We start from the raw sequence: 24773 nt of genomic DNA on the forward strand, positions 1-24773 counted from the left end.
AATGGGGGGAACGTTTATTCCACTGACAAGTTTCACTCTTCTTCAGAACCAATTCATACTCATACCAAAAATCAGGACATAATAGTTTCACCATGATGACTAACAATCACGCACAGTAACTGAATCAACAAATACAGAAATGATATCTGAAATAATGCTTTCATTTATATGACGTGAAACACCATCATCACTTCCATAGCATTTACCTATATGTGGGCCTAACCAACGAACAGCCTCAAAACTTGGCCAATAATAAACAGCATCAATTTTATCATTCATGACCTCATTGACCGCCACACGTAAAACTGACTTGCTTAGGCAATCAGCGATTACAGCGGAATGCCGTTCAAAAGTAGCAAGCAATGGTACAGGAGATAATGTAATTATTATCTGCGCCCCTATATTAACCTTTCTTATCAAACTGATTATTTCTAAGATATTTCTATAATTATCACTAACACTAGTCGTTTTGAATTCTCCATGTTCTATCAAAGCCCTTGTCCCTACCCAATCTGAATCTGGCACAAGAAGTTCACCAGTGCTTTTAGAAAAGAAAGCAGCACCCAACCCTAATGTATAAATAAAGCATTTTGCATCTTTTATTTTTTGAAAAACCTCTACTCTAGAAACATTTAATAATTTGAACATCTTATTTTCTAGATCAGCCCCTACTTCATGACCACACACCCATTGCCAAAACAATTTATTTGTATATGTATTATTCAGATCTTCACCAATAGGGATATGCCACACATCTTTACCTTGAGACTTTAATTCGGCAGCTACATTAGATGCAAAGCACGAACCAAATGTTACAAACTTATCATGAGGCATAAACTTTGGTGGATTAGAGTTAAACTCCACTGCAACATGCTTTAAAAAAGAATCTCTAAAACTAGTCATCAATTCATCTTTCATTGGATAGCGTGCCATAACATAGGGCTTTTTAATGGAGCGTTTATTATTCTCTGATTCCATTCCCTGTGCCAGACCTGTTTCATTTTCAAAAAAACTGAGTTCAATAGTTTTTCTGGCTAACAAACTTTCATAGTCATTTAGTATATTTTCATTACCTTCATCCATTGACAGCAATTTCAGGTAAGCTAATTCAGCCTCCCTCCAATTATCAGTATACATGGCTAACTTAGCAAGTAATTGCCATCCAAGAGGATAATCAGGATGAATGTCAGTAAAATTACGCGCCAATTCAAAGGCAATCAAATTATACCGATTAGAGTTTTTACCAATTAGTTTATTTATGACACTGACAACATATTCCTTTGATTTTATTCTCTGTTTTGCAGAAGTAACTTGCAGTTCAATCTCCGCATGTTCATTGTTAGTAAGGTTATAAATTCTGCAAAGTGAATCATTATAAAATGGTGTCGATGATTTTGTTTTTAAAAAACTAATTGCCTCTGAGAAACGGCCGGTATTTATTAAACAACAAACATATAAATGACAATATAGAAAATTATCATTGTTGTTCGAAATGCAAGAACTTAATATTTGTAGTGCACGCACATCATCGCCATCATTAATATAATTAAGCACGTCATCAAAATTTACTTTATTACCAAAACTATCCATAGCATCCTCCATAAAAAGCATAATTTTTATTGCTTGTGATTTTGAGTATCATAGACCATCTTTGAACAGTAGATAAATCAATAAAATTGCTGGCGTACTCGCAAATGGAATACACCAACACTCGTACCTCACTCTACAGATTTGGTCATCATAGAAATAAGATCTGAAATACCAAACATAACGATTTCTTCTATCGGCAAAAGCTGATTTATCCTAGCTTTGAGCTCAGCTTCAAAGGCTTCAGATGCAATTATAAAATGGCGTTCGCCCTCAGCAATAGCTTGTTCGAGGGTTTTTACCGGTATTGAAAATCCTTGCATAGATTCAGCCTGTTTATCCACCAAACAACTAATCTGCATGCGGTTACGCAATGCATTTAGAAATACAATTCCGATCTCACCCGCACCAACAATACAGAATGCAGGATAAGGCATCGCCACCAGATGCTGATGAAGTACCGATGCCATACGACGCCATTTTATACGCTGCTCTTGTGCGTCTAAATCGGATTCTGACGCACTAACAGAACCTGTGTCAGAAGACCAAAACAACTGCCGACACCAACTCTGCTGGCGATAGCGCTGTTTGCGCAATTCCAGGAAGTCCGAGCGGGATAGTTTAATCATGGCAGGAAGGTTCGCGCTTTTACAAACCAGATAATCGCCTATGGCTAAGTTATCAATATCTGTATATAGAAAACACTCTATTGCATCTAGGGGGGATTCCACTATCGTTTCACCATTAACATTGAACGAAGTGTTTATTATGACAGGTACACCAGTTATTTTTTTAAACTCTTCTATAATGTCATAAAACCCAGGGTTTTTACTCTTGTGAACAGCTTGAACTCTCGCAGTACCATCATTATGCACAACAGCAGGAATAATATCCTGTTTATCTGGTTTAACCTGCGGAATGATCAGCATAAATTCAGCATCATCCTCAGCATAGAAATAATCTTTTATATCCTCAGCCAAACAGGCAGGAGCAAAAGGTCTGAATCGTTCACGATGCTTTATTCTTGAATTAATAACATCCTTCATTTCCTGGTGTAGTGGACTCGCCATGATACTTCTATGCCCTAATGCTCTAGGTCCAAACTCAGATCGGCCTTCATATCTAGCAACAACTTTCCCTTCCGATAGTAAGGTCGCAATTTTAGCAGATATATTTTTCTCTCGAGTATAAATCAACCCTTTATCATCCAGAACTTGCCTTATCTCTTCATCTGAACGTTCCACACCAAGAAACATATTATGTAGTCGACAAAACTTCGGGTTTTCAGATTTAGACGCAACCACACTGAATGCTGCACCGATAGCAGTCCCATCATCAGATGAAGCAGGCTGAATATAAATACTCGAAAAGCCTGCCTCTTTCAAAATACGAGAATTCATCAACCCATTAAGGCCGACACCACCGGCGATACAAATTTTATCGACATGGGGATAGATACGCTTTAGATATTTGGCCATATAGACCCCACAGTCTTCAACGAATGCCTGTAGGCTTGCGGCAATATCAAAATGCCGTTGTTCGAACTCATCATCATGATGACGCCGTCCACCCAATAACTGTTCAAGAAGTGGTGTAAAAGCGTACCATTGTTCTCCGGGAGCTCCAGGGACCTCATCTCCAGACATCAGATGTCCTGGAATAAATTTAAATACCCCATCATCTGTCACTCGGCCCAATTTTCTAAAAAGCGGAAGGTACTTAATTTCGCCATAAGCTGCCATCCCCATGACTTTATATTCGTCACCAAACCAATCAAAACCTAAATATTGTGTCACCATGCTATAAAGAATACCGATACTGTTAGGCCAGCAGCTTTTCGAGATAACTGAAATATCATTTCCACAACCTAAACCCAGAGTAATCGTATCATGCTCGCCGTAACCATCAATCGTCATGATTACAGACTCTGAATAACCAGAACAGAAGAAAGCGCTGGCCGCATGACAAGCATGATGAGCTACTGAAATGACTTGGCATTCAGGAAACATAGCCTTGATATTGTTAAGTGTTTGTTGCGTATAAAGATAACGATTCAGAGACCACTTTATATATCGAAGCAAATCTTGTGATATATCTCTATAAATACCTAAGCGAGCAATTAATTCTTGCAAAAAATTCAGTGGGTACATCCCTTGCCGACATACGCGCATTTCAGACAATACGGCCAAAATATTATTTTTAAGCAGGGATGACTGTTCATGAACACAACAACTATCAATGTAGCTGAATAACTTGTCGGTTACATATAGCTCAGGATCATGATTTAATGCTATATATCTCAAATTCCCAAGTGTATGCTGTTTGATCAGATCGATAACTGTATTAATGGATATTATGGGAAAAGCCCCATCATGCTTTATATTGGAAAAACGCTCCTCAGTTAAGCAATACAGAACCTCACCATCCATATTGACCAGCGATACGGCTGAATCATGCCCAAAATAATTAATACCAAGAACAAGTTCTTTCATAATTATAGTCCCCTGATAACATGGGTTTTATTTATGCGAGATCGCTGGTTTAAAATTCACTATGCACCATAATTTTTTTTCGCTAATTTATAGAATAACACCCATTCGAGGATCAGGTACGTGACCACACATCATTCGGTATCCATCCGTTAGGAAATATCTTGGTGGGTGGTAATATTCCAGTAGTTCATCGGTAACTAGGAATTTTTCATTGACTTTGTCCTTTCTCACAAATATTGCATTGGTACCATTGAGATTACAGCCAACCAGTTGATAATTTTTTTTGTCACCCAATTCAGCCAGTGCAGCCAGACTGGCCCCTTGATAATCTGTCAAATTCCAGATGTGATTCTTGTTATATTCTATTGACCATTTCATGGGGGGAGGGAATTTGGCGTTATACTCAATTACAACAACCCAAGGTTGCACAATATCAGTTTTTTCCCAGACATAATAATCATTACCATCAATGTCAATACATAGCATGCCTATGTCACCATTGAAATGGTTACCAATCAATTGGTTGATATTATCTTTGTCGATGAACTGATGTTCAAAATATAACATTCCATCAGCAATTTGTTTGGCAAAACGCTCTTTTATCAAGGCAGCATTAGTATTACTTCCTTCAATCCATAAACCTTGCCAGCCTTGTTTTAAAAGTAATAACGAATTATTTTCTAAGCCATCACCGACACCAAACTCGACAAATGTATGTGGCAAGGTAGCCCCCAATCTACGAAATACCTCAGCTAACATACCGTCTTCATCATGCTGTGAGTAACATTTATAGCCAAAGGGCTCTAGGCGTCGTTTATCCTTGTATTTGTCATCAGCCAACAATGCACGAATCTCTGATGAACATAACAAGGCATTGACTTTATCAATATACGCTGCCGCTATATCTTCCTTCCCGGCTTCAAAAAACTCTGACAAATCAACTAATTTTATATTCTTTGCTAAACAGTCAGCGAAAAAATCACTCATGATTTCATTATGGTATGAGAGCGAACAGATCAGAATGTATTCAGGCTTAGCTTGAAAAATGGATGCTCGGCTATACGTAGTGACATTAAGTACGGCATCGAAACCATCACTGCATGATTTATCTGCAATGCCGATTAGATTACATTCTTTAAATACATTCTTTTGTATCAACTCTTTAGTCATGGCCCCTGCAGGATACAATAAAACTCGGTCTTGCGAACGAATGAGCTCCGGCAATAAACTGAATATTTTCTTGTATACACAATCATGAATAAAAGATGTCATATATACTCCGTGTTATTTTGTCTTTATCAAGGTATGCATTTCACGAATCAGCTCATCACAAACATGTTCTTGTGTAGCGGAAATACGTCTGTGCTGCCAGTTTGGATAATCCAGATGCCAATTCTCGCCATCATTGGGTACCCAAACAACGGTTTTGACACCATAACCTGCTGCTATATGTGCACTGGCTGAACGCGGTGTCAGGACCAGTGCTGCATGACGGATAATTTTTAGCATATTCATTTCATCACCGATATAAGAGGCATTTGCTCCTGCAGTGACAAGCTCCTGATTGAATCGTAGCTTATCTTCGTCTGAGACATTATCTGTCGAGTTATTGGTAATATAATTCCCTGTCAAAACGACAGGTAAAGGGGCGTTCTTTATGATTATTTTTATATTATCCAAGGAAAGATTCGGACTTGCCCAATTAGCCGTAGGCTGTAATGCAATATAACTATCGGGCATTAATCCGGCACAAGGTGGTACCGCGGGCAACTCCAGCCCAGGATTAGAATCAAAATTAATACCTAAACCAAGGTAATAACAGCCTAAATAATTTGCTGCTGGCGATGAATCCTTTTCTCTATGAAACAGCGCATAATTTTCCGGCAAAGGATAGGCCCCAGAGCCCAACTTCAAAAGTTCATCACTATAGGCTGAAACAATTTCTGGTAAGGTATTGTAATAAACCGACAGGTTGGGATTACGGCGTGCAAATTCACGAGCAGCACTCAGTGCACACAATTTATCACCTAACCCCCAACCTGTCTCAATTACAATTTCGACGGCCATCACATCTGTATCGGTAATTGTTGCTGGCACATCGATACAACCAGGTCGTAATTGGCTTATTTTCCTGCAGTCCAGAAATTCAGCTAATTCCTGCCTAAATGCAGTATGCTCGTAACCTTCACAAAGATCAACCAATTCAAAATTTAACGCCTCTGCGGCTGTACGCAGGGCTACCACAATTTCATTGTGGTAGCGGGTATTGGCTACGACAACAATATCCGGTTTCAATTCGGTGAGACTGTCATAGCTATAAGCAAAAATACCATTACCTGTTTTGCCAATTTTTTTACTATTTTTATCCAAGGCACCAAGGACTGTGAAATGACAGAAATAGCCACGATACACCAGATTAAATACCAGTTCACAATGTGGTGCAAATACAATACGTTTACCCTGATTTTTCAATGGTGCAAGATATTTTTGATAGTTATCCAGCACCACAGAGGGAATAGGAGCAAGATAGCTCTGCATACAAAAAGGCATAAAGTACTCCTGCTACCATACCAGATTATAGAAATTCACCGAGAACTACTATCTCAATATTTTCTTCACGCCAATGTTTCTGTTGGAAGTATATTTCCGTACTGTAGGCTGGAGAGAAAATAAGTATCGCATCTGGCTTGATCCTTTCAATTTCTGAGTACGGGAGGACTGGAATATTAACAGGGGGTACTTTCCCTTCCGGATTAATATCGCAAAAAGCCGCTACATTCAGGTTCCGTAGTTGTGTTTTTTCGTACAAATCAAACATGGCCTTGCTGGCGGCAGCAAGCACAACCGTCTTCCCCTCTTCAATCCAACGTAAAGCATGGGCATTGACCTGTTCTCTCAACCCCATAATATTATCGCTGATAGGACCAGTGCATTTATCACACAGCGACAACACGCCCTCTTCTCCCTTATATAATTGTTGCTGCATTTTTTTATGTCGCTCACCCAGCCAGATATCAGCTAGTGATTCATCACGCACATCACCTATAATCTGCTCTCCGTCAGCATCCCAACAGCAGGGTACACACTCGCCAGTCCATAACACACACAACTCCGAACGAATCTTAAAGCAAGTCCGTTTATGATTAAATTCGTCATCCAATGCTACAATAGTAATATCTCCACCTTTAGGATGCTTGTCAGTACGTTTTTCTATAAATCGAACGTTATCATGTTGGCCAAAGTGGTCCATCATAATGGTCAAATCTTCATCCATATTATGCGCAGTACGTAAAAACTGTATCGTAATTACGGTATCAGAATTCCTGCGGTCACGTTCGGCGATGAACTTTTCAATATTACCTTTTACTTTTTCAAAATGATTATTGTTTCTTATTTTTTTATAAGCATCTGGATCCATAGTGTCAATACAACATAGTACATTTCCGCCGTACTCCAACAATATATCAATCTTGTCATCATTCAATAAAATTGCATTAGTAGAAACATTTCCAGGGCCATAACCATGGGCCTTGAAATATTGTAGAGCATCACGCAATTTAGGATAAATCAAGGTATCCCCAAAATGATGTAACCAATGGATCGGCATTTTATATTCACGGGATTGATCGACAACTTTTTTGAAAAGATCCAAGTCCATGTGTCCTATAGGTCTATTCAGACCTGCTGAACGCGCGCACATGGTACAATCTATATTGCAATAATTAGTCAGTTCAACCTGAAACAACCCAGGTGCCTTAATTGAATTAGTCATTTTAACTCCTTTTAGTGCACGACTAAAACAGTCATAACACTATAACAACTTGATATTATGAATACGAAAATATCACTATTTTCAATTCATTGATTCACTTGTTTTATAAAACACCGATATTACTATCTGAAGACAATAATATTAGTGCAAGCGGTTTTATCATTGTACTGCAGCCGGATCTCGGCACTTATTTCGCTGGCAAAGGCCCGTGACGCGACCGTAAAACAGTCCACATCCCGTCTTTTGGCCTCTGCCAACGTGATTACTTGATGTTCACCCAATCGAATACAACTATTCAAGGCCCGACGATCAATCACGCAGCAAATATTGATACCATGTGTAGTAAGGAACTCATACACTTTCAATCCCAATTCACCAGCACCATATAACGCCGTTTTGGTAATACCTGACTGTCGTAACTTCTGTAACAACAACGGTGCAACCTTCTCATCATCCTGATAGGTAGCCAACTCACCGCACTGCTGTAATTGGTCAGGGAAAGCCAGAGCTACCAGTCCAGGATACCAAACCGTATTACGTAGAATCGGATCTGTGCCATCCAATAACAACTGATATGCCTGCTCACCGCTGCATACTCGTTCTTTAAGCTCGAGCACGCGGCTATGTGGCAACAGTGGCTGGCTGCATCCCGGCGCCATTGGCAACGATAAATTGGCCAACTCACGCGCTTCATGCCACATAGGATAAAGAGTCAGACGATAGAGAATTCCCACCAGATAGTGACGCTCGGCGAGTGACGGCCCTTCCTCCATCCAGCCAGCTGCAGATGCTTGCTCACCCCATCTCAGCAGGATGCCAACAAACGCCTCGCGCGATTGCCGACCGAGGATCGCATCATCAGATTGTGCAACTGGTTTGGTCGTGATCTGGCCATCATTCGTTATCTGATAGCATCGGGTCGAGCTGAGCGCACCATTGAGCAAGATCTCGCTTATTTCAGGATAGGCCGCTAATTGCTGAGCCCATGCTTGGCATGATGCGGGCTGAAATATCTGCAGTTTTTGGCTTAGCGCTACCCGGCTCGCACGCTGACTGGCATAAAACATGAAGTAGTTAACATCATTCAGCCCAGCCAACTGATGGAGATTTTGTAACAGGCTGCCACCACATCCCCAATCGAGAATAGCGATCTCGGAGCTGTTTCTTACCCCCTGTTGCACCAGGTATTGCAGCAGCCACTGCCGCTGTTGTTGCAAGTGGGCAACGATCTGCGGCTGGACAGTTTCCAACCAGCTCAGCACCTCACACCAGAGCGGCGTTTGTACCAGCTCCGACAGGGTGCAATGCTGCTGCGCTACCCAGCTCTCAGGGCATGTCAACCCCAGATCCTCAAGCAACTCAGTCAGCGTATATCCACGGCGCTGACAGAGCTGATGCACAAGATCCAGCGACCACTCTCGACTGGGTAGAAAGCTGGAACGACGGGAAACCGCCAAAGTCTTGACAGTCAGTCTGTGTCCGGGTATCTGTGCAAGAAGACGCGCGATAACATCACCTTCGCGCAATAGACAAAACAGCGTAGTGATACCCTGTTGCTGGCATCTCTCTATGAGCCAGCGAGCAAACACGTAAAGGACCGGCGCGTAGATACGACCAGCTAATTCTGAGCTGGTCGAGCCATCACTCAGCCAGCGCCATTGGCGCCGCAACCGCTCTAAGCCTGGAATGCAAAGAGGAAACAGACGCTGCTCGTACTTCACTTGCGCGAGGTAATCATCCCCTAACCCAACATGACAGGCGCTTAGCCCGGAGGCCTTTGCCATCTGCAGGTCGGTAATTTTGTCGTCCCCAATGTGCAAAACCGATTCAGGCGGCCATTGCTGCTCGGCCAGCAGGCGCTGATACAGACCCCCATCCTGTTTGCTGGCCCGATATTCGCCAGAAACATAGATCCTATGCAGCAACAGCTGCGGAGCCTTAGTACTGAAGAAGCGCTGCAACAGGCTGGCAGGCAGATACATATCGGAAAGCAGCACGATCAGTAGGCCGCGCTGTTGCTGACTGAGCAGCCAATCGACCAGTACCGGATTAAGCCACCAGTTGTCGTATTCCAGCTGCTGCTCCAGCTGGGCCAACTGCTCCCCCTGAGCGCTGGGCCAGCAAGCATAGATGTGCTCTAGCCGCACCTCTCTGTGACCTTCTCGCTGCATCATCTGACGCCGAGCCATCGATTCAGCCTCTTTACGGTATTCGACAAAGGCATCAGGATCGTCATTGCAAAGAATACCTAACTGGTAAGCTTGTACTGCCAGCTGATGCCAGAATTGCTCGACGGTTCCGGCGTGACGGAAGATCAAAGTGTCGAAGACATCACATGAAATGGCACGGATCGGCTGCGCTTGCAGAGCTCCATCCAATTTCGATAGATAATTCATCATGCTTATCTCCCTGTCATCGGCTGAGCCAGGTGTCGATAGTGTTGCAGCGCATTGTCGACGGCATCATCCATATCGAAATAGCGGTACTCGGCAAGGCGCCCCAAAGCAATCAGTTGCGGGAACTGGGCCAATTCATCGCGGCAAGACTGATAGTTCTGTTTGGCTGCGTTGGTAAACAACGGGTAGTAAGGCTCGAGCCTCTGTTCCGGCTGATAGTCACAAGGATATTCGTATACGATACTGGTGCCGGGATGAACCTGCCCGCTGAAATGCTTGAATTCGGTGATCCGCGTGAAGGCTTCTTCATTCGGATAATTGACGGTGGTGACCGGTTGAAATTGCTCTTGCGCCAGATGGCGATGTTCAAAACGCAGTGAGCGATATGGCAGGCAATTCCCTTCTGCCGGCATCAACTGATCCAGCATACCGGTATATATCAGTGGGCCATCGAAAGGAAGACCATCCAGCAGCACCCTCTTCTGCAGCCAGTCCAACCTGACATGCTGTTCCATAGGGGTCGACAACCTTACGTCAATCAAGGGGTACGCAAGTATGCGCTCAAACATTGCGGTATAGCCTTCCGCCGGCACCGCCTGCCAGGGATCGGTGAAGTAGCGATCATCCCGACTCACCACCACGGGCACTCGTGCCGTCACCTCGGGGGAGATCTGCTCGGGCGGTACCCCCCACTGTTTACTGGTGTAGTTGACGAAGGCTTTCTGATAGATGAAATCTGCCAATTCACCCAGCAGGGGATGCGCCTCTTTGCGCAGTTCCAGAATAGGCACTCTGGCACCATCACCAAACCGGGTACGCAGGGCCTCAATCATGGCGGCGGCTTTGTCGGTCTGAAAGCAACGTTCGATGCTGGTCAGGTTGAACGGGATCGGCACCAGCTGCCCGTCGATGCGTGACAACACACGATGCTCATAAGGCAGCCACTCGGTAAACTGCGAGAGGTAATCCCAGACTTCCTTGTTATCGGTATGGAAGAGGTGCGGTCCATAGCGATGGATCAACACCCCATGCTCATCATACTCGTCAAAGCAGTTGCCACCGATATGATCGCGCTGCTCCAGCACAAGTACCTTCCAACCGAGCTGGCTGGCCATTCGCTCAGCCATCACGGCACCGGAAAGCCCGGCGCCAATGACGATCGCCTGATAACTCATGCCGCCTCTCCAAGCAGTTGTTGCATGACCCGTGCTGGATGAGCTCGCTGCATCCAAGCCAGTTGATGTCGCTCATCGAAGAACCAGCCTGGCGCCAGCTTCGCTACCTCGGTAACTGACAGCTCGATAAGCTGCGTGAAGCGGGCTACGTCATCCTGTCGCAGAAAGTAGAGTGCGGCAGAGTAATAGTGATGGGCACGCCCCTGGGCAATAGCCACGGGATCCGCCCCAAACGCAGCGGCGTTATCACAGGCGCGCAGCAGATCACGCAGCGACTGCTCACGACGTTCTGCCGATTTGCGGGTCTGTCCGCCAAAGCTCTGGGTATGTAAGCGATAGCGGCCCAATAATTCAGGGATAAAATCCAGCGTCCCCGGATTGTGGGAGAGGTTCAAGATGTGCCAGGGATAATCGAGGATGATCTTGCACCCCTCATCGATGGCATTTTCCATCCCTTCATAACGGCGAAACATTATGGAACTGGCATTGACGAACACCCCGAAGCGGATCAATGCCTCCCGTGTCATCACGAGTTCGAGATAGCGAGCATTGTAATAATCGCGGGTAAATAGCTTGATCCGTGCGCCAGTTTCATCATCAAACATCTCCGCCTCGTGGTAACAAAGCGTGCAGTCAGTGTGCGAATCAAGATAATCGGCCTGGCTCTGCAGCTTGCCCGGCAGAGCAAGATCATCCCCGTCGACATAAGCGATGTATTCACCGCTAGCCTCTTTCAGCAAGCGTTTCTGGGTCTTGGCCAACCCCATATTTTGCGAATTCTGTAGTGCCTTGAGTTGCGGCCACTGCTGCGCCAGCCGATGCATAATGGCCCAGGAGTCATCGCTCGAGCCGTCATCAATGGCGATCACCTCAAAATCGAAATTGGTTTGCTGTTCCAGCAGACTTAGCAAACAGGGCTCGATAAAGCGCCCGAGGTTATACACCGGCACCAGTACGCTGACTTTCATAGAGGATCCAGAAGTAGAGTAAAAAAGAAGCGAATTGGAGAAAATGGACAAGGCTACCGCACGGTCTCTGTCAACCCTTCCTGCCCTTGATGGCAATATTTACTGCAAGAGCCGTGCCTGACCAATCTAATTCATTGATATGACTTGATTTATGTGACCTGGAATCCACTATTCAATACGATCAAGCTGACGGCTGCAGGCCACCAGCATGTCGATGCCGTCCCAGAGCCATTCGAATGCCAGCGCTTGTCCCGGACTTGCCACCCGATCGATACGGCAGCAAGGCGACAGCGGTAGCTCACACTCAAGCCGCGTTTTATCTGGCCCAACCCAGACACAGGTCTGCATATCCCAAGGCTGTAGCAGCAACTCATCAAGGGTATCGGCAACAAATTCGGCGACTGTACCTCCTCCGATGTGTTCAAGCCGCAAAGAGGCGGTGGGAGTCAATAAGGTGACGCCAGAGAAGGTGTCAAGCTTCATCTGGCCATCATAGGCGGCATTTTGTTGACTATTGATAAGGCGTTCCATCATCAGGAAGGGATTATCTGCAAATGGGGCGAAGATCCCTTCGAGCAGACAACGGCGCAACGCACTGGTGGGAATGCCCAACCAGCAAATGGTGGTGGGGGACGCGCAGGCTTGTTGATTGAAACGGGTAAAGTCTTGTTGCAAAGCCGCGACCACTTGCCGCCACGCAGCAGCATCCAGGTTGGCGAGCCATTGGCTATCCAACACCGCCATGGAGCGGCGATCCGGAAACACGATTTCCTGAGCGCGGGGTGAGAGCGGAATAGCCCGTACCCGGCTGATGGTTTCATCACCTCCCCAGATAATGCGAAGGCGACACCGGGCCGACAGCCAGGCGGTGATGCCCTCATCGTGGTCATAGCGGATAAAACGGGTACGGGAGGCAATCTCTTGCCACTCAGGCAGAGAGAAGAGCTCGTTCAGGATGGCCAGCATGGCCTCTTGCACCGGGTCGATGCGCGATGAGAGACGTACCACGGACCCATTGCCCATCAGCAGCGCCATGATCCAGGAGTAGAACGCGACGGTCGGCACGTTGGAGGGGACCAGATGAAAAACCATCCCCAAGGGTGCACGCCCTGCCGTGCGTTTGCGCTGTACCTCAATCTGGCGCGGCCGCAACCAAAAGCCAAAGGCGGCCAGATCCGGGTTCTCTCGCCCCTCCTTCAGCAGACGTGCAGAGAGCGCAGCCACAAAGTCGCAGATGACGGGCGCAAAGCTTGGCAACGGACCAATGACAAAACCTTGCCAACCGCTCACGGGAGCCACGAAAGCGACCTCTGGCCCCGCTTGCCAGATGGCATCTTCTACATCTGATCGGCTCACTGGAAAGTGTCGCTGCATCCCCTCACCTCGGCGCCTTGCTGACGTCCTGATACATGGAAATAACGGCCACGACGGCCGCAGGGGCAATCATCCTCCCCCAACAGCACGCCAAGATCCTCGCTGAGCAAACTGTGGCCGGGATAACTTTGGGGAATGGCAGAGATCACCTGCAGCAAGCCGGGTTGGCCGACCCCGAGCGATCGATGAGTCAGCGGATCCCGCACCAGCAGATCGGCAAAAAGGGGAGCATGAAGATGGCCATGCTCACACTCGACAAACACCGACCCCACCTGCTCCACCATGCCATAGAAGTTGTGTACCCGACTCAGCCCCAGCTGCTCATAGCAGCGCAGCTTGAAGGCTGGATTATCCACCGCGTGGTGTTGCAGCTTCTTCCAGCCACCGCTGTGAAAAAGCGTGCCCTGCGTCAGCGGCAGTTGCAGACCGCGCTCACGCAGCGGCTCCAGCAGACATTGCCAGACCATGAAGGTGAAGCCGAACAGCAGGACCTGCTGGCCCGCATATTTGTCACAGAAGGCCTCGATGACCGGCCAGTTGGGCCGCATCTGCTCGTCGAGGGCATAGGTATGGTCTCGGCCAAGGAAGGAGAGCCCCAGCGCACCGGCGCCGCGGGCGGAAAAACCGCTGCGGTTTTGAATCAGGGCGGGTTGCTCCACCAGCAGCATGGGCTGCCGCTGCTTGCCGACGAACTCTTGCAGGATCTTCACCAGCACCTTGCTCTGCAACGCGGCTGTATCCCGATCCAGCACGATCCGTGACGGCGTCCCCGTGGTGCCCGACGAGGTGAGCACCTTGAATACCTCTTCTTGCGGCACGCTCTGCCATTGGGCCAATTTGAACAGGCGGGCGGCCAGATAGGGAAGCTCTTGATAGGTCGAAGCCTGACCCCAGCCAAACGCCGACAGAATATTGGCAAAAGCTGGACACCCCTGCCCATGCCGCTGCGTCAATTCATTCAGGCGAGCAAGGAGCAGCCCACTTTTTTCACGTTGGGGTAGCCCGAAAACCGGCGCATCAAACAGCCTGTTCATAGTTGCTCTAGCGCTGTTAATAGGGCCGGATAATCAATCTTCATATTGCTGCGTCGTGGCAAATGATGTTGGTAAATACGCACGCTTGATGGTGGCACCATCAGCCAGCGGGCCAGCTCCAGCTGTAGTGCATCACTGGGACACGCATCTGCCTCGATGGCTACCAGCAGGCGATCATCGCGGCCAGTCGCAGCGCCGGAATAGCCCCTCCCCTGCAACCAGGTTTCCACTTCAGCCAAGCTCACCCGTTTGCCAAACAGCTTCAGGAAACGGTTGAGTCGCCCGGTCAGATAGAAGCGGCCAGCCTCATCACAACGAGCCAGATCGCCGGTAAAGAGAGCATCCATATCACGTCCACGCGCCAGATCTTCAGGGCGCTCCGCATAGCCCAACATCACATTTGGCCCTTGGTAAACCAGCTCCCCCTCCCCGTCAGGAAAGCCGGGCTCATGACGCAGAGAGAGACGCCCGCCCGGTACGGCACGGCCAATGGCATCCGGGGCAATCATCACTTCATCGTGCGCCAACCAGGCGATGCGCGGCGCCGCTTCGGTCTGACCATACATCACGAAAAAACGGCGTCCCAGCAAGGAGGCCTGCTCGGCAAACTGTTTTGCCAGTGCCGGCTCAAGTCTTCCTCCGGCCTGGGTCAGAGTCATCAGGCTGGGATAGCGGGCCCACTCAAAACGCAAGCGGTTTAGCATCTGAAAGGTAAACGGGACCCCCGCCACGCTGGTGACCTGATGGCGATTTACCTCATCCCAGAATTGGCGCTCAAGGGGGCTAGCAGTGCATGAAACCAGCGAGGCGCCAGCCAAAAGATGGCTGTTGAGCACCGACATACCGAAGGAGTAAAAAAGTGGCAACGAGGTGATGGCGCGCTCACCCCCGTTCAGCGCCAGATATTCGGCGATGGCCGCGGCATTGGTATCAAGATTGGTTCGCGACAATCTCACCCATTTGCAGGACCCCGTACTGCCCGATGTCGGCAGCAGCATGGCCAGTTCAGGGTGAAGTGAAGGCGCATCACCAAGATGCACAACTGCCCCATCCTCTAATACCCGCAGGCTGACACCAAAGCGCTGGCACTGTTCACGGTGCAACTGGGCATCCTGAGCAGGATCGGCCAGCATGATGGTGTGGCCATCACGCAGGGCCAGCAAGTAGTGCAGCAGATGCATGGTTGATGTCACAAATGGCAGGTAGACCAAATGGCGGCCAGCAGGATAGATGGTGGCCAACTGCACCACACGCCGAGCCAGCTCACCATAACTGAGCCACCCCTCTTGCGGGTCTCGCCAGGCGGGCTCGTCATTACTTTCAACCAGATGCGTCAACAAATCAGGCCGGTTCAAATCACCATCCCCCCATCGACCCCAATCACCTGCCCGGTCACATAGCTCGACAAGTCGGACGCGAGAAACAGGGCCACTTTGGCCACTTCATCTGGCGTGCCAATCCGTCCCATCGCGATGCTGGCCACCCGCTCGGCAAACTTCTCTTCCGGGATAGCATGTGCCATATCGGTATCGATAAAACCCGGGGCAATGGCATTGACCCGGATCTGGCTGGCGGCCAGCTCCTTGGCCAGTGACTGGGTAATACCGATCACCGCAGCCTTGCTGCCGGCATAGCAGCTTAGCCCGGCGGCCCCCACCTGCCCCATCAGGGAGGCGAGATTGATGATGCAGCCACCACCACTGCGCCGCATCAGGCGGGCGGCATACTGGCTGCAGTAGACCACGCTAAAGGTATTGTTGCTGAATGTCTTTTGCAGATGGGTCTGGTTAGCCATCCCCAATAACGCCTCTTCCAGCATGCCGGCATTGTTGACCAGCACATCCAGCGATCGGCTCTGAGTAAAAAGCTGTTGAAAGGCCTGCTTGACCGCCGACGGGTCAGCCACATCAAAACAGAGAGGTTGGCAGGGCACGCCAAACTCGGTACCAATCGCGGTCGCCAGCTGGCTCATGGTCACCTCATCACGGCCTCCCAGCCACAATTCCGCCCCCTGAGAGGCAAACTGACGGGCGATGGCAAGACCGATGCCACGCCCGGCACCGGTGATCAACACCCGCTTGCCCTGCAACAGCCCCTGCATCAGAAAGCGACCCCGTACTTGACCAGGATCTCGCGCGCCTTTCCGACCGAACTCATGTCGATAATGTCATCGGTGTCGAGCAATACGCCGTAGTTATCCTCCAACTGGGCAATCAGCCCCATGTGGGCGACAGAATCCCACTGCGGGATGCTGTTGTAGGCCAACCCATCGCTGACGCTGCCGATATCAATACCCAGCGCCTCGGCAAAAACCTGTTCCAATGCGATTGTCATCTGAAAAATCTCCGTAGCCGCTCACGGGCGGCATAGTAATCCGCAGGCAGCAGTTCCAATGCAAAAAATCCGTTCTCTTGTCCTATCTGGCTATAACCCAGTTGTTCATTCAAGCGTAGGGCCGAGCGATTGTTCTCCCGAACCAGAGTGCGGATACAACCGATATGCAACTCATCAAAACCCTGATCAAGCTGGGATAAGGCAGCAGCAACGGCCAACATGGGATGCCGCACGGTTGAGTTGCCCAGATAGAGCCCCGCATCGGCGATCGCCTGACCCTGCAGCTCGCCCTGAGACTCACCTTTAAGATTGACGTAGCCCGCTCGCACGCCCTTGCACCAGAGCACCCAGTGCTGCTGATCCTGTCGCTCACGGGTGACGGTGAACCATTGGCGCTGTTGCCGTGGCGAAATACGCGTCTGGGATACCATCTGCATTCGCACCTCATCCTGATTGCGCCAACGCCGCAAAGCGGGAAGATCCCACGGCGCTATCGGGCGTAGCTCAACACCATAACTCATCATTCAACGCCATACAGTTTCCATGACCTGTCTCCCTTATCGACCACACGGCCGCCATTCCGTAGCAAAAATCGATAATACAAGCAGAAAAACCAGTATAATATCAAAAATAATCAAAGAGTTGTCATCGATTATCCTGGCTTTGGCCAGTCATTAATCCAGCAGAGAGAACCCATCATGGCCATCGCCATTATCCCGGCCCGGGGTGGCAGCAAACGCATCCCACGCAAGAATATCCGCCCCTTTTGTGGCCAGCCCATGCTCGCCTATGCCATCCAGGCGGCGCAACAATCGAGCTGTTTCAGCAAGGTGGTGGTCTCCACCGATGATGAGGAGATTGCCGAAGTTGCTCGTCAACTGGGCGCGGAAGTACCATTTCTGCGGCCAGCCAACCTCGCCGATGATCACACAGGTACCACCCCTGTGGTGATCGACACCATCCAGCGGCTCGACCAGCTCGGCATCCAGGCAGAACACTACTGCTGCATCTATGCCACGGTGCCGCTTATCCAGGCCAATGACCTGAAGGCCGCCTATCAGCGGCTGACCGCAAACAAGGCACCATTTGTCTATACCGTGGCCGAGTTTGGCTTCCCTATCCAGCGCGCCGTGCGCATGGATGAGCAGGGCCGGGTCACCCCCTTCTGGCCGGAGCAGATGGCGAAACGCTCTCAGGATCTGGAGCCAGCCTATCAGGATGCAGGTCAGTTCTATTGGGGGACGCGGGCTGCCTGGTTGGACGGGATCAGCCCCATCGGTGGAGAGGGGATCGGCCATATTCTGCCAAGACACAGGGTGGTCGATATCGATACTCCGGAAGATTGGCATCTGGCCGAACTGCTCTATCAAGTGTTGGCCCAAGATGGCGTTTAAGGTTGCCTTCCGGCTCGACGCCGGCGCCGAGATCGGCCTGGGTCATCTGATGCGCTGTCTGGCCATTGCCGATCGGCTGAAAACGGCTGGCGCCGAGTGCCACTTTCTCTGCCATCAGCTACCGGCCCACCTGTTGCCACTGCTGCAATCCCACCAGCATTACCCTCTTTGCGCTCTGGACGACGCAGGCCCCTTGCCCACCTTGCGTCCGGAGTGGCTGGTGTGTGATCACTACCAGATTGATCGACAGATCGAGCAGACACTGGCAATGCACTGTGGTCAGTTGCTGGTGATCGACGATCTGGCCGATCGCCCTCATCATGGTCAGTTGCTGCTGGATCAGGGGCCACTGCGCAGCGCCGCCGATTACCAGTCACTCGTCCCTGCCGACTGTCGGCTGCTGCTGGGCACCGACTATGCCCTGCTGCGCCCCGCCTATCGCCAGCTTGCACGCCAAAAGGTCAGCCGGTGGCAACGTGGCCTCATCTGCTTTGGCGGCGCTGATCCGGCCGGAGCCTGTCTCGTCACCCTCAACACGCTGGCTCGACTGCCATGGGCTAAAACCGTCAGCTGGACTCTGGTAGCCGGTGGGGCCAATCCTTTCTGGCCCGAGCTGCAACAAAGGGTTGCCGAACTGCCCGATCTGCCGCTCACCCTGCTGAGTCAGAGCGACCAGATGGCCGACCTGATGAGCCGACACGACTTCGCCATTGGCGCTGCGGGCGGCATGACTTGGGAGCGAGCCTGTCTCGGCCTGCCGACCCTAGCGGTGCCCATCGTCGACAATCAGCAGTTCAACGACCAGGTGATCGCCCGCTTCCAGTTGGCCGAGCGGCTGACTCTGAGCGAGCTGGCCGAGCCTGAGCTGCTCCTGCAAACCCTGCACCGGCTTGAACAACAGTCAGACGACTACCGCCGCCGTGGCCAGCAACAGGTGGACGGGCTGGGGCTGGATCGACTCACCGCCTGGTTGCTGCAACAATCGGATTATCAGCTGTTACCTGATGGTCAACAGTGGCAACTACGCCATGATGACAAACCACTGCTAACCCTGACTCTGGACGGTCAGCACCTGACATGGCAGGCCACCCGGTCACTTCAGCCCACGGAGTGGCAAGAGCTGGCACATCGCTTGCAAACAATTTTCTCCCAATTTCCCCTCTATCTTGCCGAGCCACCGCAGATAGCGCCCCCTGCCCCCTGGCAGCCGGCGCCGCAAGGCTGGCAACTTGGCACAGGAATCTGAACACAGATGCAGATCGATCATCGCCCCATCAACCAGGAACAGGCCCCCTATGTGATTGCCGAACTGTCGGCCAACCACAATGGCAATCTGGACCGAGCCCTGGCCATCATGACCGCCGCCAAAGCAGCGGGTGCCAGCGCCGTCAAGCTGCAAACCTACCGCCCGGATACCATCACCCTCAAAAGTGATCGACCGGAATTTCAGATCCACGGTGGTTTGTGGGATGGCCACAGCCTCTACGATCTTTATGAGTGGGCGCACACCCCCTGGGAGTGGCACCAGGCGCTGTTTGCCAAGGGGCGCGAGCTGGGACTGACGGTCTTTAGCAGCCCGTTCGACTTCAGCGCGGTGGATCAGCTGGAATCCCTCGATTGCCCGGCCTACAAGATCGCCTCCTTCGAGCTGGTGGATCTGCCCCTCATTCGCTACGCCGCCCAGACCGGCAAGCCGCTCATCATGTCCACCGGCATGGCGATCGAGGCCGAAATTGCCGCCGCGGTCGAGATGGCACTCAAGCACGGCAACGGCCAGCTGGCGCTGCTGCACTGCGTCAGCGGCTATCCGGCGCCGGCGGCCGAATATAACCTGCGTACCATCCCCATGTTGCGCCAGCGCTTCGGGGTCGAGGTGGGGCTCTCCGATCACACCCTGGGGTCGGCCACAGCCATCGCCGCTACCGCGCTCGGGGCCACCCTTATCGAGAAACACTTCACCCTGGCCCGCGCCGACGGCGGGCCAGATTGCGCCTTCTCCATGGAGCCGGCGGAACTTACCGAACTGGTAACCTCGGTCAATACCGCCCATGCCGCCCTCGGAGTGGCCGATTACCAGCTCACAGCCAGTGAACAGGGTAACCGCGCGTTTCGCCGCTCCCTCTATCTGGTCAAGGAGATGGCAGCTGGCGAGGTGCTCACCGCAGAGCACATCAAGTCGGTGCGCCCCGCCCTCGGTCTGCCCCCGGCCGATTACGATCGACTCATCGGCAAGCGGGTCAACCGCGACCTGTGCGCCAATCAGCCTCTCAACTGGGATTGGATTGCACAAGATGAATGAAGATCTGCTGCGCCACCATCTGGCGATCATCGAACAGCGTTGGCCACAGCTTGCAGCCCACCTCACGGTGGCACAGCTGGGCGATCTGCAGGTGGAGTTGTGTGAAGGCCTCAGCAGCACACTGCTGGTCAATGGCATCCAGCTCACCAGCCGGCACGATCGGGTGAAAGAGGCCGAACTGCAAGCGGCAACTCTTCCCGATGTACCCGTGCTGCACCTTTATGGCACCGGACTCGGCGATCTGCAGAAGGTGTTGCTGACACGCCCCCGGTTAGAAACCCTCCATGTCCATATCATGCACCACAATCTCTTCACTCTGGTGCTGGCCTTGCTCGAGCACGACGAGTGGCTGCAAGACCCCCGGGTAGAGCTGAGCCTCGCGGCCGATGAACAGGAGATTGTCCTCCCCTTCTTCGCCCTCCCCAGCGAACTGGAGGTGGCCGAAGATGCGGCCTGCCGCATTCGTGGGCGTTTGATTAGCGAGATACTGGCTGGGTACACTCGCCAACGCTTTGATCCTGCATCGCCACGGATCTTAAGCCGGCTGGCTGAGAATATGTCTCTGGTGGCAAAAGATGGTGACGTGAGCTCTCTATTTGGCTCTCGTCCTGATAGCAGTGCACTGGTCATCGCCAGTGGACCCACCCTAGCACAACATCTGCCAAAACTGGCTGGCTGGCTGGCACATCATCCCGACTGGCTGGTGATTTGCGTCGATACAGCGCTGGTTTCGTTACGCAGTTATGGCCTTGCGCCTCATTTAGTGGTCAGTATTGATGATGCGCTTACCCCAGACAGGTTGCCAGGGGCAGGGTTGGATACAGTCCCTCTTGTCTACGCGCCCATGGTACCATCCGACACTCTGAATGCTTGGCCAGGCCCACGGCTTACCACCTACTCAGCCAGTCCCATGTATGCAACGCTGGCTCGGAAACATCCCAAGGGAACCCTGCATCAGGGAGGAAGCGTCATTCATCCGACCGTCGATCTGGCAGTACAAATCGGATGCACTGAGGTACTCCTGCTTGGTTGCGATTTTGCCTTCCCCGGTGGCCAGACCCATGCCGGCTGGCAAGACGGAGCTCTCGGCCCCAGCGCCAGTCAGGCACTGAGCTGGGTCGTGGATGGTCATGGGAACCGGGTCAGCACCAATCCCAACTTCACAACCTATCAAATTGAGCTAGAACGCTATATGGCAGCCCATCCCAAAGTTCATTTCTGGAACAGCAGCCGAGATGGTGCTGCTCTGCTCGGCAGTGAATATCATCCGGACTTTGTATCATGACGCTCAAACACCATTGCATCACACTCGCCCACCGTTTTCGGCTCGGCCACCATGTGGAGAGTGCTCTGACCCTTCCTGATTTACTCGAACAGGTTTTGCTGGCGCTCCCACACGAACATCGCAGCGAGGCAGCCAGAATCATTGCCGCATTGCTGGCATGTCAAGAGCGCCATGACTGGCTTGGATTAGCCGATTGGCTGGAAGGTGAACTGACTGCTCTGTTAAACACCTAGACCGGACTCAGCAAGTCCGCTTCAAGCAACATGTCTGCCAGCTGGCGGGCTTGCCAGAATGGAATGTGGATCGTCTCGGCAATCTCGAACAGGGTCATCTCTCCATCACTGTAAGCAAGCAGGTTCATCATGTCTCGCACAGCCCATCCTGACCAGCGGGTCGACAGATCCGGATAGAGACCGCGCTTGCCCATTTGTGGTTCGCAAAGCACCGTTACTCGATAACGTCCATCCAGCTCAATACATTCAATTGCCCTGCGCACCGCCATAAAGCCTCCCGCCAAGCCAGCAGGAGTTACGAGAGAGAGATCATCAAGCGAGGTGTGATACTCAGGGTAACAACCATATTTTGTGCGCATAATCGAGGCGATCGGCAGGTCAACCCCGGGAGCGCACAGCTGACGCTCATTGGAACCTCGGTCCAGAAAGCTGAAACGATGAAATCCCGGGTCAATGTGGGCAAGAGCGTGCAATGCGGCTCTGTCAGCCAATGTGCCACCACGGCGTGAGGGCAAATAGGAGTAACCACGTTCATCCCCAAGACAAGAGAGGTTGAACCCCGCCAGCGTCTGTGCCTTGAGGTATGCCAGATGGCGTGACAGGTACACAATGGCGCCCAGCGTTTCAGGCACTAATATGAGGCGATAGCTATACCGGCGACGCGGCATACTGGCGAGCCAGGCCATCAAAAACACACCGACCAAGGGACCCGAAAGCTCGTTGTTGGCCATGGATGGATGGCAAAGATAGCTTGACAGCAGGATCTCTTGCTTGCTCTCTCCTGCCAAACACATATCGGCATAAGTCAGTGACCCCGGAGCAAGCGTCGCATCGATCACTACCCGGTACTGCCCTGGCTGCAACTGTTCACGAACCCTGTGAGTCAGACAAAAGCCCCACCGACGCCGGTAGTAGGAAGTGACATAAGGAATGGCATCAGGCAACTCCGGTAACGAGTGCAGGTGCAGCTGCAGTTCTTCCAGGGACAGAATTGTATCAACAGGCTCTGAATACCCCACCAGATGCAGATTATGATCGCGAAAATCGACTACCCGACGCCCATCCGGCCCCACTATGTAAGCCTCGCGTACGTTCCATTCTTCAGGCACTTGCCAGTCAAAACATTCAGTACCGGTCGGCACTTCGTGAACCTGCAACTCCGGCAGGCAATGGCATAGCAATGCCAGGCTTTCTCGAACGCCATTACCGGTCAGACTGCGATTGATAGGATAAAGGCGCACCGCCAGATCATACATGGCCTGGCCAATCTGCGTCGGGTCTTGCCAGTCTGCAGGTAAAAAATCCGTGTCAGGAGTCATGGGTATGCTGAACCAATTCGACAATGTGCCCAAGCGGGCTTAGGAAAAATTGAACGTGGGCGCCGCCAAACGCGATAGCGGGCTGGCTGGGCCCGAGGGGAAGATGACGCTGGGCCCGCAGTTTTTCGGCAGCCATTGCCAAGTCAGCCACCTCATAGGCCAGATGATTGAGCAGGTTATGACGGGTACGTAGCGCCTGACTGACGGGGCTATCATCACTGGCCGGTGCAATCAGTTCATAGCAAATCCCCGCATCATCATAGGCAAAACAGATATGCACCCGCTGCAACGGATCGAGCACCGGCTCGCTAAAGCGGGAAAGCCCGAGGGTCTCGCAGCAATAACGTACGCCAAGATCCAGTTCGGCCACCACCAGTCCAATATGGTGCAGTTTCATCTTCCCTCCCCGATAAGCGCATGGGGATGGACAGCGATCAGCTCTTTTGCCACCGCGGCAAAGTCGGCGCAGCGTACGGCCCAGACAGGTAACCGTCCAAACACCCCGTGGTGCCATTTGTCCTGATTTTTAAGGGCTTCAACCAGACGGGAGAGGTCTATCTCGCTGGCCAGATCGAGTCTTCGCACAAAGTAGTCACAATACCAGGGGCGCACCATTCCCTGCTCGCGGACATCACCCTCAAAGCGTTTCATAAAGCGATAATCGACACCTAGTTGCTGCTCGACATAGTGGGTGAAGGTAATGCGATCGGGATGACAGGCAAAACCGGCAATCCAGCCATCGTGGGCCGCCAACCAGGCGAAGGGGCTCTCTTCACCAAAGCAGTCATGACCCCCTGCTGCAACCACCTGGTCACGCCCCGCTCCCCATACCGCAACGCTGAATATAGGATCGCGGGTCCGCGCAACCCCTGGCAGAGTGCGAAACTGCTCCGTCATCAGGCCCACTTCACTGGGAGACGTCGCCCTGTCGAAACAGGTCTGACGAGTCAGGCTATACGTGAATGTTGGCACCAGCAGAGTGCCCTCGTTTCCAAGCCACTCCTGCATCCCCAACCAAAAAGCATGTATGCCGGCTTCATTGCCCCGTCCTGGAAACTGGGCCACAGCCATGGCGTCAGAGTGAACCATTATAGCGCTCCCTCGTGCGATC

At 51.2% G+C, this 24773-nt stretch carries 22 protein-coding genes; 5 read left to right on the forward strand and 17 right to left on the reverse strand.

Features of this window, described 5'->3' with window-relative positions:
* Window positions 1-99: 99 nt before the first annotated feature.
* From AB5Z05_RS17885 to AB5Z05_RS17950, 14 genes are all read right to left on the reverse strand, one after another.
* A complete protein-coding gene (locus AB5Z05_RS17885) occupies window positions 100-1590 on the reverse strand; it encodes a GSCFA domain-containing protein (protein WP_368152489.1) in 1491 nt (496 codons plus the stop codon).
* Window positions 1591-1718: 128 nt separating this feature from the next.
* Window positions 1719-4079, reverse strand: coding sequence for a carbamoyltransferase (locus AB5Z05_RS17890; protein WP_368152491.1), 2361 nt, complete (start codon window positions 4077-4079; stop codon window positions 1719-1721).
* 87 nt (window positions 4080-4166) lie between these two features.
* Entirely contained in the window at window positions 4167-5351 is a 1185-nt protein-coding gene (locus AB5Z05_RS17895; RefSeq protein ID WP_330124493.1) for a hypothetical protein, read from the reverse strand.
* 12 nt (window positions 5352-5363) lie between these two features.
* Window positions 5364-6629: a hypothetical protein gene (locus AB5Z05_RS17900; protein ID WP_368152494.1), complete on the reverse strand. Its 1266-nt coding sequence runs from the start codon at window positions 6627-6629 to the stop codon at window positions 5364-5366.
* A 25-nt stretch (window positions 6630-6654) separates the two neighbouring features.
* Window positions 6655-7851, reverse strand: a complete 1197-nt coding sequence (locus AB5Z05_RS17905) for a radical SAM protein (RefSeq protein ID WP_040067213.1) — start codon at window positions 7849-7851, stop codon at window positions 6655-6657.
* A 122-nt stretch (window positions 7852-7973) separates the two neighbouring features.
* A complete protein-coding gene (locus tag AB5Z05_RS17910) occupies window positions 7974-10250 on the reverse strand; it encodes an HAD family hydrolase (RefSeq protein WP_362773686.1) in 2277 nt (758 codons plus the stop codon).
* A 2-nt stretch (window positions 10251-10252) separates the two neighbouring features.
* The gene (glf, locus tag AB5Z05_RS17915; protein ID WP_368152497.1) at window positions 10253-11422 is read right to left on the reverse strand and encodes a UDP-galactopyranose mutase; all 1170 of its coding nucleotides are present in this window, start codon (window positions 11420-11422) and stop codon (window positions 10253-10255) included.
* Window positions 11419-12390: a glycosyltransferase family 2 protein gene (locus AB5Z05_RS17920; protein ID WP_368152543.1), complete on the reverse strand. Its 972-nt coding sequence runs from the start codon at window positions 12388-12390 to the stop codon at window positions 11419-11421. Before AB5Z05_RS17920 ends, glf begins: the two co-directional genes overlap by 4 nt.
* 168 nt (window positions 12391-12558) lie before the next feature.
* Window positions 12559-13764 carry an acyl-CoA reductase gene (locus AB5Z05_RS17925; protein ID WP_368152500.1) on the reverse strand — a complete coding sequence of 402 codons (1206 nt, stop codon included), beginning with the start codon at window positions 13762-13764 and terminating at the stop codon, window positions 12559-12561.
* Complete coding sequence (locus tag AB5Z05_RS17930; protein WP_368152503.1) at window positions 13743-14798, reverse strand: acyl-protein synthetase; 1056 nt, start codon at window positions 14796-14798, stop codon at window positions 13743-13745. Before AB5Z05_RS17930 ends, AB5Z05_RS17925 begins: the two co-directional genes overlap by 22 nt.
* Window positions 14795-16153 (reverse strand): AMP-binding protein, encoded by a 1359-nt coding sequence (locus AB5Z05_RS17935; RefSeq protein ID WP_368152505.1) that lies wholly within the window; start codon window positions 16151-16153, stop codon window positions 14795-14797. The genes AB5Z05_RS17930 and AB5Z05_RS17935 overlap by 4 nt, the downstream gene beginning before the upstream one ends.
* The gene (locus tag AB5Z05_RS17940) at window positions 16150-16899 is read right to left on the reverse strand and encodes an SDR family NAD(P)-dependent oxidoreductase (RefSeq protein WP_368152507.1); all 750 of its coding nucleotides are present in this window, start codon (window positions 16897-16899) and stop codon (window positions 16150-16152) included. Before AB5Z05_RS17940 ends, AB5Z05_RS17935 begins: the two co-directional genes overlap by 4 nt.
* Entirely contained in the window at window positions 16899-17132 is a 234-nt protein-coding gene (locus AB5Z05_RS17945) for an acyl carrier protein (RefSeq protein WP_368152510.1), read from the reverse strand. Before AB5Z05_RS17945 ends, AB5Z05_RS17940 begins: the two co-directional genes overlap by 1 nt.
* Entirely contained in the window at window positions 17129-17656 is a 528-nt protein-coding gene (locus AB5Z05_RS17950) for a GNAT family N-acetyltransferase (protein ID WP_368152513.1), read from the reverse strand. Before AB5Z05_RS17950 ends, AB5Z05_RS17945 begins: the two co-directional genes overlap by 4 nt.
* Window positions 17657-17830: 174 nt before the next feature.
* Here AB5Z05_RS17950 and pseF point away from each other — a divergent pair, with 174 nt between their 5' ends.
* From pseF to AB5Z05_RS17975, 5 genes are read left to right on the forward strand one after another with little or no spacing between them, the layout of a single operon-like run.
* The gene (gene pseF / locus AB5Z05_RS17955; protein ID WP_368152514.1) at window positions 17831-18526 is read left to right on the forward strand and encodes a pseudaminic acid cytidylyltransferase; all 696 of its coding nucleotides are present in this window, start codon (window positions 17831-17833) and stop codon (window positions 18524-18526) included.
* Window positions 18516-19772 (forward strand): UDP-2,4-diacetamido-2,4,6-trideoxy-beta-L-altropyranose hydrolase, encoded by a 1257-nt coding sequence (pseG, locus tag AB5Z05_RS17960; RefSeq protein WP_368152517.1) that lies wholly within the window; start codon window positions 18516-18518, stop codon window positions 19770-19772. Before pseF ends, pseG begins: the two co-directional genes overlap by 11 nt.
* Window positions 19773-19778: 6 nt before the next feature.
* Window positions 19779-20825, forward strand: a complete 1047-nt coding sequence (gene pseI, locus AB5Z05_RS17965; RefSeq protein WP_368152520.1) for a pseudaminic acid synthase — start codon at window positions 19779-19781, stop codon at window positions 20823-20825.
* The gene (locus AB5Z05_RS17970; RefSeq protein ID WP_368152523.1) at window positions 20818-22110 is read left to right on the forward strand and encodes a motility associated factor glycosyltransferase family protein; all 1293 of its coding nucleotides are present in this window, start codon (window positions 20818-20820) and stop codon (window positions 22108-22110) included. Before pseI ends, AB5Z05_RS17970 begins: the two co-directional genes overlap by 8 nt.
* The gene (locus tag AB5Z05_RS17975; protein ID WP_368152526.1) at window positions 22107-22343 is read left to right on the forward strand and encodes a hypothetical protein; all 237 of its coding nucleotides are present in this window, start codon (window positions 22107-22109) and stop codon (window positions 22341-22343) included. The genes AB5Z05_RS17970 and AB5Z05_RS17975 overlap by 4 nt, the downstream gene beginning before the upstream one ends.
* On the opposite strand, the gene AB5Z05_RS17980 is transcribed toward AB5Z05_RS17975, so the two are convergent.
* Genes AB5Z05_RS17980 through AB5Z05_RS17990 form a run of 3 tightly spaced genes read right to left on the reverse strand, consistent with a single transcriptional unit; the run spans window position 22340 to window position 24751 of the window.
* Entirely contained in the window at window positions 22340-23668 is a 1329-nt protein-coding gene (locus AB5Z05_RS17980; RefSeq protein ID WP_368152544.1) for a DUF4910 domain-containing protein, read from the reverse strand. The two genes, AB5Z05_RS17975 and AB5Z05_RS17980, sit on opposite strands and share 4 nt — an antisense overlap.
* Window positions 23652-24059, reverse strand: a complete 408-nt coding sequence (locus tag AB5Z05_RS17985; RefSeq protein ID WP_111899744.1) for a VOC family protein — start codon at window positions 24057-24059, stop codon at window positions 23652-23654. The genes AB5Z05_RS17980 and AB5Z05_RS17985 overlap by 17 nt, the downstream gene beginning before the upstream one ends.
* Complete coding sequence (locus AB5Z05_RS17990; protein ID WP_368152529.1) at window positions 24056-24751, reverse strand: AAC(3) family N-acetyltransferase; 696 nt, start codon at window positions 24749-24751, stop codon at window positions 24056-24058. The genes AB5Z05_RS17985 and AB5Z05_RS17990 overlap by 4 nt, the downstream gene beginning before the upstream one ends.
* Between the last annotated feature and the right edge of the window lie 22 nt (window positions 24752-24773).

Source organism: Aeromonas sp. R2-4 (assembly GCF_040908365.1).
In the GTDB taxonomy this organism is placed as follows: domain Bacteria; phylum Pseudomonadota; class Gammaproteobacteria; order Enterobacterales; family Aeromonadaceae; genus Aeromonas; species Aeromonas veronii.